The organism is Streptomyces sp. NPDC057950 (assembly GCF_042887295.1).
GTDB lineage: Bacteria > Actinomycetota > Actinomycetes > Streptomycetales > Streptomycetaceae > Streptomyces > Streptomyces kaempferi.
In genome coordinates this window covers 38085-51087 of sequence record NZ_JBHVPP010000027.1, presented here as the reverse complement: position 1 = coordinate 51087, position 13003 = coordinate 38085, and the positions used below count along the sequence as shown (strand labels likewise).

The 13003-nt window shown below is 72.6% G+C and carries 9 protein-coding genes; 3 read left to right on the top strand and 6 right to left on the bottom strand.

Going from position 1 to position 13003, the window contains the following annotated elements; genetic code table 11:
- Positions 1-151 precede the first annotated feature (151 nt).
- The 3 genes from ACFVTC_RS35810 to ACFVTC_RS35800 all read right to left on the bottom strand — a co-directional run bounded on the left by ACFVTC_RS35810 (position 152) and on the right by ACFVTC_RS35800 (position 5161).
- Complete coding sequence (locus ACFVTC_RS35810) at positions 152-943, bottom strand: S1 family peptidase (RefSeq protein WP_390132858.1); 792 nt, start codon at positions 941-943, stop codon at positions 152-154.
- A 361-nt stretch (positions 944-1304) separates the two neighbouring features.
- Complete coding sequence (locus ACFVTC_RS35805; RefSeq protein WP_390132856.1) at positions 1305-4127, bottom strand: AAA family ATPase; 2823 nt, start codon at positions 4125-4127, stop codon at positions 1305-1307.
- A 194-nt stretch (positions 4128-4321) separates the two neighbouring features.
- Positions 4322-5161 carry a response regulator transcription factor gene (locus ACFVTC_RS35800; protein WP_390132854.1) on the bottom strand — a complete coding sequence of 280 codons (840 nt, stop codon included), beginning with the start codon at positions 5159-5161 and terminating at the stop codon, positions 4322-4324.
- 101 nt (positions 5162-5262) lie between these two features.
- Between ACFVTC_RS35800 and ACFVTC_RS35795 the strand changes: the two genes are divergently transcribed.
- Both ACFVTC_RS35795 and ACFVTC_RS35790 read left to right on the top strand, forming a co-directional pair.
- Entirely contained in the window at positions 5263-6942 is a 1680-nt protein-coding gene (locus ACFVTC_RS35795) for an AMP-binding protein (protein WP_390132852.1), read from the top strand.
- On the top strand, positions 6939-8552 hold the full coding sequence (locus ACFVTC_RS35790; RefSeq protein ID WP_390132850.1) for an AMP-binding protein: 1614 nt from the start codon (positions 6939-6941) through the stop codon (positions 8550-8552). The genes ACFVTC_RS35795 and ACFVTC_RS35790 overlap by 4 nt, the downstream gene beginning before the upstream one ends.
- Before the next feature lie 35 nt (positions 8553-8587).
- Here the strand turns inward: ACFVTC_RS35790 and ACFVTC_RS35785 are convergent, their stop codons facing one another.
- Entirely contained in the window at positions 8588-9613 is a 1026-nt protein-coding gene (locus ACFVTC_RS35785; RefSeq protein ID WP_390132848.1) for a hypothetical protein, read from the bottom strand.
- A gap of 297 nt (positions 9614-9910) precedes the next feature.
- Here ACFVTC_RS35785 and gcl point away from each other — a divergent pair, with 297 nt between their 5' ends.
- Positions 9911-11695, top strand: a complete 1785-nt coding sequence (gcl, locus tag ACFVTC_RS35780; protein WP_390132847.1) for a glyoxylate carboligase — start codon at positions 9911-9913, stop codon at positions 11693-11695.
- Positions 11696-11907: 212 nt separating this feature from the next.
- On the opposite strand, the gene ACFVTC_RS35775 is transcribed toward gcl, so the two are convergent.
- Positions 11908-12504: a TIGR04222 domain-containing membrane protein gene (locus tag ACFVTC_RS35775; protein WP_390132845.1), complete on the bottom strand. Its 597-nt coding sequence runs from the start codon at positions 12502-12504 to the stop codon at positions 11908-11910.
- A 198-nt stretch (positions 12505-12702) separates the two neighbouring features.
- Complete coding sequence (locus ACFVTC_RS35770) at positions 12703-12927, bottom strand: hypothetical protein (RefSeq protein ID WP_390132843.1); 225 nt, start codon at positions 12925-12927, stop codon at positions 12703-12705.
- Positions 12928-13003 lie beyond the last annotated feature (76 nt).

Here is a 13003-nt window from a genome sequence, read left to right as displayed (position 1 = left end):
GCGCCGGGCTCCTGACCGCGTGCTCGCCGGCGTTGGTCGCCCGGGGGGGGGGGCGGGGTTTGGGCCTCCCCGGGGGGGGCCGGCCCGGCGGGCGCCCCCCCCCCCCGCCCCCTGGTCTGTGCCTGAGCCATGCTCAGGAGTGGTGCGGTGACTACGAGTCGATCTGCGTCTTCACCAGGTTCGAGAAGGTCGTCAGGCGGGTGTACACGCCGGGGTGTCCGGCCTCCGCGCAGCCGTTGCCCCAGGACGTGATGCCGGCCAGCACACCGCCGATGAGCAGCGGGCCGCCGCTGTCGCCCTGGCAGGTGTCGGTGCCGCCGTTGGGGTAACCGGCGCAGACCATGTCGGAGGCCACGTAGTCGGAGCCGTACGAACTCCTGCAGCTGGAGTCCGAGACGACCGGGACGGTCGCGGTGCGCAACTGGTTGGAAGAGCTGCCGTTCTCCGACGTGGTGCCCCAGCCGACGATGCGGGCCGTTGTACCGGCCGCGTACACGCCGGTGTTCGTGGAGGCGACGTACGACGCCGGGGTGTACGACATCGCCGTCGACAGGGTCAGAACGGCCACGTCGTCGCCGTTGGTGGCGTCCGTGTAGCCGGGGTTGATCCAGATCTTGCCGACCTTGCTGACGGTGCCGTTCGTACCGTTGAGGTACGTTCTGCCGCCGACCACGCGGACACTGCTCGTCGTCTCGCCGACCATGCAGTGGGCGGCGGTGACGACCTTGTCGGCCGCGACCAGGGTGCCCCCGCAGAACTGGTTCTGCGAGGCGTCCGTGATCTGCATCATGAACGGGTACGCGGTCGTGGTGGTCGTCGTGCCGCCGACGATCGGCTGGGGGGCGGCGACGGCGCCCGGTGCGCACAGGAGAGCGGTCGCGGCGGCGGCAGCGGCCGCCGTACACAGAGCGGCTGTCCTCGCGGCGCGGTTGAGCGCGAACATGGATCTCCTCAGAAGTTGCCGGTGGGGGGACGCACGGGTGTGGGGGGTGGACACGGCGCCTGCGGGCAGACGCCGTGTGCCCGAGCGAGCGGCACGACGCTCACGCTAGAAGCGGGAGCGTTCCGCTTCCAAGGGGGGAACTCCCTAGCCGAGTTGGAGGAGGGAAAACCCTTGGCTGCACGCACCGGGGTTTAGCGTAAGGTCCGGCCCCTCCTGACAGCCCGCACCGCCCCGCACGGCGCCGTCCACACCCACCGGACGGCCCGACCTGCCGTGGTCCGAAGGGTGATGACAGGCGGTCGGCAAAGGGGTGCGGCGCCCGGATTGCCCCGACGGCCGGCGCGTCACCCCGTACGCGGATTCATCCGTTCCGGCGCCGCGCCGCCAGCCGGACGATGTCCACCCGTGACCGGATCCCCAGCTTCCGGTAAACCCGGGTGAGCGTGGCCTCCACGGTCTTCACGCTGATGAACAGGCGCGCCGCGATCTCGCGGTTCGTGGCGCCCTCCATGACGAGTGCGGCGACCTGACGCTCCGTCGCCGCGAGGCTGTCGAGCGCGGCGGGCGCCGGCGCGGCCTGCGTGGGCCCGGTCGCGGTCGCCGTCGCGGTCGCTCTCTCCACCTGACGCAGCCAGGGCAGCGCGCGGCAGCGCCGGAACAGCCGGGTCGCCTCGTCGTACGAGGTCGGGCCCGGCCGGTGGGTGCCCACACCGGCCAGGGCGTACGCGGCGCGGGCCTCCTCCAGCCCGTAGCCCAGCTTGCCGAGCCGGTCCTGCGCCGCGGTCAGCTGCCGTACGGCGGCTCCGTGTTCGCCGCGTGCCGCCCGGACCAGCGCCTCGGCCCGGTCGAGCACGGCGAGCACGCTCTCGCGGCCGAGCCGCAGCGCCCGCGCCCGCGTGGCGTCGATGACGTCCTGCGCCTCGACCGGCTCACCGATCCGCACCAGCGCCTCCGCGAGGTCGCCGTGCCAGCGGCCGCGGGCCGGGTCGGTGATCCCGAGCCGCTCCTCCAGTTCCCGTACCCGGCGCAGCGACCGGACCACCGCCACGGAGTCCCCGGCGACCAGCTGGGCGTGCCCGAGGGCGCCGAGTGCGCGCGAGAGATAGACCAGGTCACCGTCCTCCTCGGCGCGGTCCACGGCCTCCCGCGCGAGCGTGAGCGCCCGGTCCACGTCGCCGCCCGCGGCCTCCGCGAGCGAGGTGAACATGGCGGTCGCCGCCTCGCCGATCCCCGTGTCGCGGGCCAGCCTCAGGCTCTCGCGGGCCAGGTCCAATGCCCGCCCGCAGTGTCCGGAACGCAGCTCGGTCTCCGCGAGCCCGCGCAGGAAGTGCAGTTCGCTCTCGACCATCCCGCGCCGCCGGACCTCGCGCAGCAGGGCGGTGATCGTGGTGCGCGCCTCGGCGAGCTGATCGCCCATGATCAGCCAGCGGAAGCGGACGGCGCCGGCGCCGTTGTGATCGCACGCCACCCGGGGGTCCTGCGGCTCGCGCAGCGCCCGCTGGATGGTCGCGGGCGCGCCCGGGTGACCCATCAGGGTCTCCATCTGCGCCTGGAAACCGAGCGCGAGGAGCTCGGTGGGCCGGTCCCCGGCGCGCGCGGCGAGCCGCGCGGCGATGGCGGCCTCCTCGCGGCCCTTGGTCATCTCGCCCTCGACCAGCAGCGCCCGCCAGGCGAGCTGGTAGCGCACGAGCGCGAGCAGCCGCGGGTCGTCACCCGCGTCCGCGAGCGCCTGCGGGAAGACGGCGTCGACCTCGGCCATGGCCTGCCCCGCGGCGTCGATGACGACCATCCAGGCCCGTACCCGGTCGGCCGGTGTGGTGACCCGGCGCAGCGCGTCGCGGGCGATGTCCCGCGCGAGGTCCGACTCCCCGGCGGTCAGCGCGTCCTCGGCCGCCTGCAACCGCCGCTCGTCCGGGCCGGGCTCGGCGTCCACGGGGGTGTGCCGGGCGGCGAGCAGGCCGAGCCCGGCGGCGACCGACGGCGCGCCGCGGTCCCTGGCCGCGGCCGCCGCCTCCCCGAGCCGCGCGGCGACCTGCGGATCGGTGCCGGTCGTGGCCAGGGCGAGGTGCCGGGCCCGCTCGATGGGGTCGGAGGCCGCGGTGGAGAGCGCGACGTGCGCGGCGCGGCGCTCGGCGGCGCTCGCCTCCGCGTACAGGGCGGCGGAGATGAGGGGGTGCGCGAAACGGATACCGGGTGTCTCGCGCTCGGTCGCCAGCAGTCCGAGGGAGGCCGCGTGCGCGGTCTCGGCCTCGGCGTCCTTGCGCCCGGCCGCGTGCAGCAGCGCCACCGTGGGGCGGGCCCCCGCGCTCGCCACGAGCAGGGTGCGGCGGGCCTCGGCGGACAGCATCTCCAGACGGCTGAGGACGAGCGCGCGCAGCGAGGTCGGTACGGGCAGCGAATCACCGGGGCTCGGCCGGGTCGGGCTCTCGGCGAGCGCGCGGCCCAGCTCCAGGGCGAAGAGCGGGTTGCCGCCGCTGGTGCGGTGGATGTCGCGGACGGTGGAACGCGACAGCCCGGTGTGGCCGCGGTGGCCGAGGAGTTCAGCGGTCTGCGCCCGGGAGAGCGGGTTGAGCCGCACGGCCAGGGTGTTCGGCGGGGACGCGCGTAGAAAGGGGTCGTGCTGTTGGCCCTGCGGATCGGTGTCGGTACGCACGGCGCACAGCATCCGTACGGGCATCTCGCCGAGCCGGCGGGCGGCGAAGCCGAGCAGTTCGGCGCTGGCCGGGTCCAGCCACTGCAGGTCGTCGGCGACGATCAGGACGGGGCCCCGCGCGGCCAGCGCCCGGAGCACGGAGAGGACCGCGAGCCGCAGGGCGAGCCCGTCCCGTTGCAGAGTCGACTCCCCGCGGCCGGTGAGGGCCGATTCCAGGGCGGTGCGCTGCGGTGCGGGCAGCCGGTCCGAGACCGTGTCCACCACCAGACCGAGCAGGTCGGTCAGCGCGAGGAAGGGCAGATGGGATTCGGACTCGGTCGCGGAGCAGCGCAACACGGTGTGCGCCGATTCGGCGCTTTCCGCGGCCAGCGCCCGCAGCACGGTCGACTTTCCTATTCCGGCGGGGCCGTGCACCAGCAGGCTGCCTCCGCCGGAGAGCTGCTCGCGTGCCGCCGCGAAGAGTTCCTCCCGGCCGATGACCAGGTCGGGGCGGGGTCTCGCAGGTTCCTTGAAGTCCCCTCGCACGGTCACCGCTCCCCTCGCATGTCGTGTCCGGGCCAATGTTAGGCAATAACTCTTTGAATTTCGGACTCTCAGGGTGGTGAGGGAAATAACAGGGCCTATGCATAGGGTATTTCAGGGTGCGCCTCATTGAATGGAACGCCCAGGACGGCCGCCGCCGGACGCCCACCGCCCGCAGAACCACCGCCCGAAAACAGCCCCTCCTACGGCAGCAGTCCGGCGCGGCGTGCCGCGATCACCGCCTCCCAGCGCGTGTGGGCGCCGAGCTTGCGCATCGCCGACCGCAGATATCCCTTGACGGTCTCCGGGCGCAGCCCCAGCCGCCGCGCGGCGCTTCCGTTGGTGGCCCCGGCCGCCACACAAGCCAGGACGTCCACCTCGCGCGGGGCGAGCCCGACGTGCGGTCCGCCGGGCCCGGGGGCCGCCGCGCCGGCCAGGCGCCCGCACACGTCGAGGAGTTCGCCCCGAAGCGCCGGGTCGCCGATACGCGGTGCCAGCGCCCGCAGTGCCCCGTGCGCCTCCCGCACCTCCTCCCACGCGGCGCTTCCCGCCACCGGCTCGGGCTCGCGCGCGACGGCCAGCAGACCCCGCGCCTCGTCCCGTACGACCAGCGCCTGCTCCACGTCCCGGGCCGCCGCCACGGCCGCGCCGAGCGTGCGGTCACCCAGGGGCTGCGCCGTCCGCAGGGCGCCGTACAGCACGCCGCGCACCCGGCGGCGTACGACCACGGGCACCGCCAGCACCGAGCACAGTCCCTCGGTGGCGACCGCCCCGTCGTACTCGTGGCTGATCTGCCGCGAGGCCGAGTAGTCCGTCACCGCGCAGGGCCGCGCCAGGGCCACCGCCTTGCCGCCAAGACCGTTGCCCGACGACACCGCGAGCGCGCTGAGCGCGGGCGTCGCCGTGCCGCTGAGTTCGCTGATGCGCACCTGCGCGCGCCCGGGCTCGATCAGGCCGCCGAACGCGACCGGCAGTCCCGTGGCGCGCCGCAGCCCCACCAGCGCGGCGCGCATCTCCACCGCGTCGGCCGCTTCTGCTGCCACCTGTTCGCCCCTTCGTCGCGGCGCACCCCCGTTCGGGGGTAGTGATACCTCCCTAACGGAATACACGATGTTAGGCGGTGGTCCGGCAACGAGGAGGACACATGACGGTGACGACGGACGCGACGGAGCGATTCCGCGCCGCGCGGGACTTCCTGCTGGCGCACCGGGAGGACTACGCGACGGCGTACGAGGGCTTCGAGTGGCCGCGTCCGGAGTCCTTCAACTGGGCTCTCGACTGGTTCGACGTCATCGCACGCGGCAACGACCGCACCGCCCTGCACATCGTCGAGGAGGACGGCGCGCGCGCCGAGTTCTCCTTCGCCGCGCTGTCCGAGCGCTCCGACCGGCTGGCCAACTGGCTGCGCGCGCGGGGCGTCCGCGCCGAGGACCGGATCCTCGTCATGCTCGGCAACCAGGTCGAGCTGTGGGAGACGGCCCTCGCCGCGATGAAGCTGCGTGCCGTCGTCATCCCGGCGACCACCCTGCTCGGCCCGGCCGATCTGCGTGACCGCGTCGAGCGCGGCCGGGTCCGGCACGTGATCGTGCGCGCCGAGGACACCGCGAAGTTCGACGAGGTGCCCGGCCGGCACACCCGGATCACGGTCGGCGGCGGACGGCCCGGCTGGCAGTCGTACGAGGAGGCGTACGCCGCCGACGCGTCGTTCGAGCCGGACGGCGTGACCCACTCGGACGACCCGCTGATGCTCTACTTCACCTCCGGCACCACCGCCCGCCCCAAACTCGTCGAGCACACGCACGCGTCGTACCCGATCGGCCATCTGTCGACGATGTACTGGATCGGGCTCAAGCCCGGCGACGTGCACCTGAACATCTCCTCACCGGGCTGGGCCAAGCACGCCTGGTCGAACCTCTTCGCGCCGTGGAACGCGGAGGCCACCGTCTTCATCCACAACTACACACGCTTCGACGCGGGCCGGCTGCTCGCGGAGATGGACCGGGCCGGGGTCACCACCTTCTGCGCCCCGCCCACCGTGTGGCGCATGCTCATCCAGGCAGACCTGACGCAGCTGCCGACACCCCCGCGCGAGGCCGTCGCCGCGGGCGAGCCGCTCAACCCCGAGGTCATCGAACAGGTGCGGCGGGCCTGGGGCGTCACCGTCCGGGACGGGTTCGGGCAGACCGAGACGGCCGTCCAGGTCTCCAACAGCCCCGGGCAGCTGCTCAAGACGGGCTCCATGGGGCGGCCGAGCCCCGGTTTCCGTGTCGAACTCCTGGACCCGGTCTCCGGCGCGCCGGGCGTGGACGAGGGGGAGATCGCGCTCGACCTGTCGGGCCGGCCGGTCGGTCTGATGACCGGCTACCACGGCGACCCCGACCGCACCGCGGAGGCGATGGCGGGCGGCTACTACCGGACGGGCGACATCGGCGCCCGCGACGCCGACGGCTACATCACGTACGTGGGCCGGTCCGACGACGTCTTCAAGGCATCCGACTACAAGATCTCGCCCTTCGAGCTGGAGAGCGCGCTGCTTGAGCACGAGGCGGTGGCGGAGGCGGCCGTCGTCCCGGCCCCCGACGCGCTGCGGCTTGCCGTCCCCAAGGCGTACGTCGTCCTCGCGGCGGGCCATGAACCAGGCCCCGACCTCGCCAAGGTGCTCTTCGAGCACTCGCGCACGGTCCTCGCGCCCTACAAACGCATCCGGCGCCTGGAGTTCGGCGAGCTGCCCAAGACGGTGTCGGGCAAGATCCGCCGGATCGAGCTGCGCGAGGCCACGGCCGCGGGCTCGGACGCCGAGTACCGCGAGGAGGACTTCCGGTGACCGAACTCGCCTACACGCACGGCACGAGCGGGACCGCTCTGCTGGGTGACACGATCGGGGCCAACCTGGACCGGACGGTGTCGGCCTGGCCGGACCGGGAGGCCCTCGTCGACGTACCCTCGGGGCGACGCTGGACGTACGCCGCGTTCGCCGCCGACGTCGACCGGTTGGCGTACGCGCTGCTCGCCTCCGGCGTCGCCAAGGGCGACCGGGTGGGAATCTGGGCGGTCAACTGCCCGGAGTGGGTGCTCGTCCAGTACGCGACCGCTCGCATCGGCGCGGTCATGGTGAACATCAACCCCGCCTACCGCACCCACGAGGTCGAGTACGTCCTCCAGCAGGCCGGCATCTCGCTGCTCGTCGCCTCCCTCCGCCACAAGACCAGCGACTACCGGGGGATGGTCGAGCAAGTGCGGCGCGCTTGCCCGCAGTTGCGGGAGACCGTCTACATCGGCGACCCGAGCTGGGACGCGCTGATCCGGCGGGGGACGCCCGATCTGCACGAGGACTTCCGGACTCGCGGGAGCGAGCTGTCCTGTGACGACCCGATCAACATCCAGTACACCTCGGGGACCACCGGCTTCCCCAAGGGGGCCACGCTCTCCCACCACAACATCCTCAACAACGGCTATTTCGTGGGTGAGTCGATCGCCTACACCGAGCAGGACCGCGTCTGCGTCCCCGTGCCCTTCTACCACTGCTTCGGCATGGTGATGGGAAATCTCGCGGCGACCTCGCACGGCGCGTGCATCGTCATCCCGGCCCCGTCCTTCGACCCCGCGGCGACGCTGCGCGCGGTCCAGGACGAGCACTGCACCTCGCTCTACGGCGTCCCGACCATGTTCATCGCGGAGTTGAACCTCCCCGGTTTCGCGACGTACGACCTGTCCTCGCTCCGCACCGGGATCATGGCCGGCTCGCCGTGCCCGGTCGAGGTGATGAAGCGGGTGGTCGCCGAGATGCACATGGCGGAGGTCTCCATCTGCTACGGCATGACCGAGACCTCACCGGTCTCCCTGCAGACCCGCCGCGACGACGACCTGGAGCACCGCACCGGCACCGTCGGCCGGGTGCTTCCGCACCTGGAGGTCAAGGTCGTCGACCCGGTGGACGGCGTGACCCGGCCCCGGGGGGCCTCGGGCGAGTTGTGCACCCGGGGCTACAGCGTGATGCTCGGCTACTGGAACGAGCCCGAGAAGACCGCCGAGGCCGTCGACCCCGGCCGCTGGATGCACACCGGGGACCTCGCCGTGATGCGCGAGGACGGTTACGTCGAGATCGTCGGCCGCATCAAGGACATGATCATCCGGGGTGGCGAGAACATCTACCCGCGGGAGATCGAGGAGTTCCTCTACGCCCATCCGAAGATCGCCGACGTCCAGGTGGTCGGAGTGCCGCACGAGCGGTACGGCGAGGAGGTGCTCGCGTGCGCCATCGCCCGTGACCCGGCCGACCCGCCGACACTGGCGGAACTGCGCGCCTTCTGCGAGGGCAGGCTGGCCCACTACAAGATCCCCAGCCGCCTGCGGATCCTGGAGGCCTTCCCGATGACGGTGTCCGGCAAGGTCCGGAAGATCGAACTGCGCGAGACGTACGCCGACCGGGACTGAGGGCTGTCCCGTGCTCCCCGGTGGCCGCCCGCCGGTCAGGCCCCCGTGGCGGTGAGTTCGTCCGCGGGGGCGTTGACCGGCTGTGGGGTGCCGGTGAGGTCGAGGACGAAGAGGGGGATCCCGAGCAGGTCGGCGCGGGAGCGCGCGTCGTCCGTGTAGCCGGCCAGCGAGAAGTAGACGCACCGAGTGGAATCGCTCATCGCCGTCAGCCACAGGCATTCCACGTCGCGCAGCGAGGCGGGGCGGACCGTCGGGTCCACCTGGGCCAGGACGCCCCGGGCCGCGAGCCCGATTCCCGACGGCGGTCGCTGGTCGGCCCTGCGGATGTCGCGGTAGCCGAGCCAGCGCAGGTACAGCGCGGCGGCCGTCACGGCGTCCCGCGCGGTGCGGACGGTGACCGGCTGGAACGCCGGGCGGGGTGTCGGGTCGGTGGGGGGAAGCGGGGAGTGGCCGGGCGCGCCGCCCGCCGGGGGCGGAACGTCGGCGTGGTGACCTTCGTCCGGAGCGGAACCGCCGTGGGAGGGGCCCTCGGTGGCCCGCGCCGACGCGTCGCCCGCACCGGTCGCCGGCGACGCCTCGGCGGCCGGCGGGGCCGTCGCCCCGGCCCCGCGTGGGGCGAGTGCCTCGGCGGCGGCCTGCGGGGCGTGGGCCCCGGCCGTGTGCGGTGAGCGCTCGGGCGTCCCGTCCCGGCCGGGGTCCGGCCCGGCGGCGGGGTCCGGCGCGATCGCGGCGCGCGGCGGTCGCCGTACCCCTTCCGGCCGTATCCCTCGTACCGGAACCCGCAGCACGGTCCCGCACACGCAGCCCAGTTCCGGATGGGGCCACTCGTCCTCGCGGCCGCAGGCGTCGCAGGGCACCGTCACCCAGTCGTCGTCCCAGACGCGGTGTGTCACGGGTACGGGATCCGCGAGGCGGTCGAGCGCGGGAGTGACGGGGGCGCCGCAGACGCACGGGTACGACGACGCGGCGAAGAGATGCTCGCGGCGGCAGGCCGGACACCGCACCGGCACGCTCTCGGCCATGGCCCACTCCAGGACGTCACGTCGGGACAGCGCGTCCATCGTCCTCCAGGAAGGGGGCCGACGACAGCGAAACGGCCCGACGGCCTCGATGCCTTCCTCCGGGTTCCCTTCCGGGCCCTCCCTCAAAGGGTTCCCGCCGGGCGACCGCCCTTGACGGCTCCTGGCACGCCACTTACATTGTTTCCAGATAGTAGAAGTTAGTTTCCGTAATGTGGAATTTAGTGGTTACCGCATGCGGAACGGAACGCGAAGTCATCCACGGATCACCTACGGAATCACCAGCTCTCCGCGGGGCGCGACGGAGCGCGAATCCGACAGCCGAAGCAGGAGTACTCCATGGCTCGTATGACCGCTGCCCGCGCGGCAGTCGAGATCCTCAAGCGCGAGGGCGTCAGCAACGCGTTCGGCGTCCCGGGTGCGGCGATCAACCCCTTCTACGCGGCCCTGCGAGCCGCCGGCGGGATCAGCCACACGCTCGCCCGGCACGTCGAGGGCGCCTCCCACATGGCGGAGGGCTACACCCGGACCCATCCGGGCAACATCGGCGTCTGCGTCGGTACGTCCGGGCCGGCCGGCACCGACATGATCACCGGGCTGTACTCCGCCCTCGGCGACTCGATCCCGATCCTGTGCATCACGGGCCAGGCCCCGACCGCCGTGATCCACAAAGAGGACTTCCAGGCCGTCGACATCGCCTCGATCGCGGGGCCCGTCACCAAGGCGGCCGTCACCGTTCTGGAGGCCGCGCAGGTCCCCGGCGTCTTCCAGCAGGCCTTCCACCTGATGCGTTCGGGCCGCCCCGGCCCGGTCCTCATCGACCTGCCCGTCGACGTCCAGCAGACGGAGATCGAGTTCGACCCCGAGACGTACGAGCCGCTGCGCGCGTACCGGCCCACCGCGAGCCGTGCCCAGATCGAGAAGGCACTCACCCTCCTCAACGGGGCCGAGCGCCCGCTGATCGTCGCGGGCGGCGGTGTCATCAACGCCGACGCCTGCGAACTCCTGGTGGAGTTCGCCGAGTTGACCGGTGTCCCGGTCGTGCCGACCCTCATGGGCTGGGGCGTCCTGCCCGACGACCACGAACTGAACGCCGGCATGGTGGGCCTGCAGACCTCGCACCGCTACGGCAACGCGACCTTCCTGGAGTCCGACTTCGTCCTCGGCATCGGCAACCGGTGGGCCAACCGCCACACCGGCAGGCTGGACGTCTACACGGCGGGGCGCACGTTCGTCCACGTCGACATCGAGCCCACGCAGATCGGCAGGATCTTCGCCCCGGACTACGGGATCGCCTCCGACGCGAAGGCCGCCCTCGCGCTGTTCGTCGAGGTGGCACGGGAGTTGAAGGCCGCGGGGAGGCTGCCCGACCGTTCCGGGTGGGCCGCCGCCGCGCAGGAGCGCCGGGCCACTCTCCAGCGCCGTACGCACTTCGACGACATCCCCATCAAGCCGCAGCGTGTCTACGAGGAGATGAACAAGGCCTTCGGACCGGAGACCAGGTACGTCTCCACCATCGGCCTCTCCCAGATCGCCGGTGCCCAGATGCTGCACGTCTACCGGCCGCGGCACTGGATCAACTGCGGCCAGGCCGGGCCGCTCGGGTGGACCGTGCCGGCCGCGCTCGGAGTCGCCACGGCCGACCCGGAGGCCTCCGTGGTCGCGCTCTCCGGCGACTACGACTTCCAGTTCATGATCGAGGAACTGGCCGTCGGTGCCCAGCACCGGATTCCGTACATCCATGTCCTGGTGAACAACTCGTACCTGGGTCTCATCCGGCAGGCGCAGCGGGCGTTCGACATCGACTTCCAGGTCAAGCTGGAGTTCGAGAACATCAACTCGCCCGAACTCGGCGTCTACGGCGTCGACCATGTCAAGGTCGTCGAGGGCCTCGGCTGCAAGGCGATCCGGGTCACCGACCCGGCCGAGCTGGGTGCCGCTTTCGAACAGGCCAAGAAGCTCGCCGCGGAGTTCCGGGTGCCCGTGGTCGTCGAGGCGATCCTGGAGCGGGTCACCAACATCTCCATGTCGACGACGAACGACATCGGCAACGTCGTCGAGTTCGAGGAGATCGCGACCGACCCGGCCCACGCGCCGACCTCGATCAGGACGCTGAAGGTCTGACCCCGGCGCGTCGCCCGGCGCCCGCGCCGACCGTACGGCCCCGCCCTCTTGCCCGGAGGGCGGGGCCGTCGCCGCCTCGAAGGGCGGATCCCGGCTCCGTGTCAGGGTCGTTCGTACGGCTCGCGTACCGAGGCCGAGGCGCCCGGCATGTTCGATGGACGGTCAGGAGGGTTAGGTGGCAGGGGTGTTGGGCCCCAGGGGGTGATGGGGTCTCAGCCCGATCCCGCGTCCGAGCCGCCGCTGTCGGTGTAGCCTCCACCGCACCCGCCGCCCCAGGAGTGCGGCAGCAGCCCCTTGTCGGCCGTGCCGCCGCGTCCCACCAGCCCCGCGTCCACGGCGAAGCGCGGCTCCAGGACGGTGAGGGCCCCGGCGCCGTGGAGCGCGACCGCGAGGAGCATGTCGTGCCTGGACAGGCCCTCCCTGCCGGTGGGCAGGGGACGCTCGGCCCGTGTCCGTCTGAGGAGGCGCCGGGCGCCGAGGGTGGGGCCGGGAGGGAAGGTGCGGAACGTTCCCGCTGCGGTCAGCTCGGTCCGCACCTGTGCGAGGGCCTGACGTACGCCCGTCCGCCGCAGCAACTCGCCCATGCCCGCGGGGCGGTAGAGGGAGGCGTGCACGGCCCGCTCCAGCGGGTGCACCGCTCGTTCCAGCGGGTGCTCCGCGAGCGCGGGCGCCCGTGCCGTCCGCATCGTGCCCGGCCGGCCGGCCACGACCGCGCCCCGCAGCCGCAGGGCGAGCACGGCGACCGTCACGGCGGCGCGGGGCCCGCCACGCACCAGGGCGACGGCATACGGATCCGGTTCCTCCGACATGCCGTCGCCCATGGCCGCCCCCCGCGTCACCTACGGCATGAGGCCCGCCGCCCCCGTGCCGGCGGGCCTCATGTGCCGAGAATGTGCCCTTGCCCGGGGTGGGGTGAAGCCTCCGGAGCGTTGTTCAGAGCTTGATTTGAGGGTTCCGTAGGCGACGTACGTCCGGTGGCGTACACCGTTGGTGCGCGGGGCCGGTCGTCACCCGGACGGGTGCTCCGACAGCCCCGGCCAGTCGTCCGGGCCGCCGCCCTGCCAGTCGATGATGTCGCTCTCCTCGACCTCGATCTCGTCCAGGTCCGCCAGCCGCAGGATCTCGACGACGTCGTCGAGGTGATAGGCGATACCGAGCGTCTCGTCCCCGGCGGTGACCCGCCGCGACCCGTCCAGCCCTGGGGCGTGCACAACGATACTGGGATAGTCCATGCCCTCAGGCTGCTGCCGACGGGACGGATACGCACGCCGACGCACCCAGGAACGCCGGACACGGACGACGATCCCG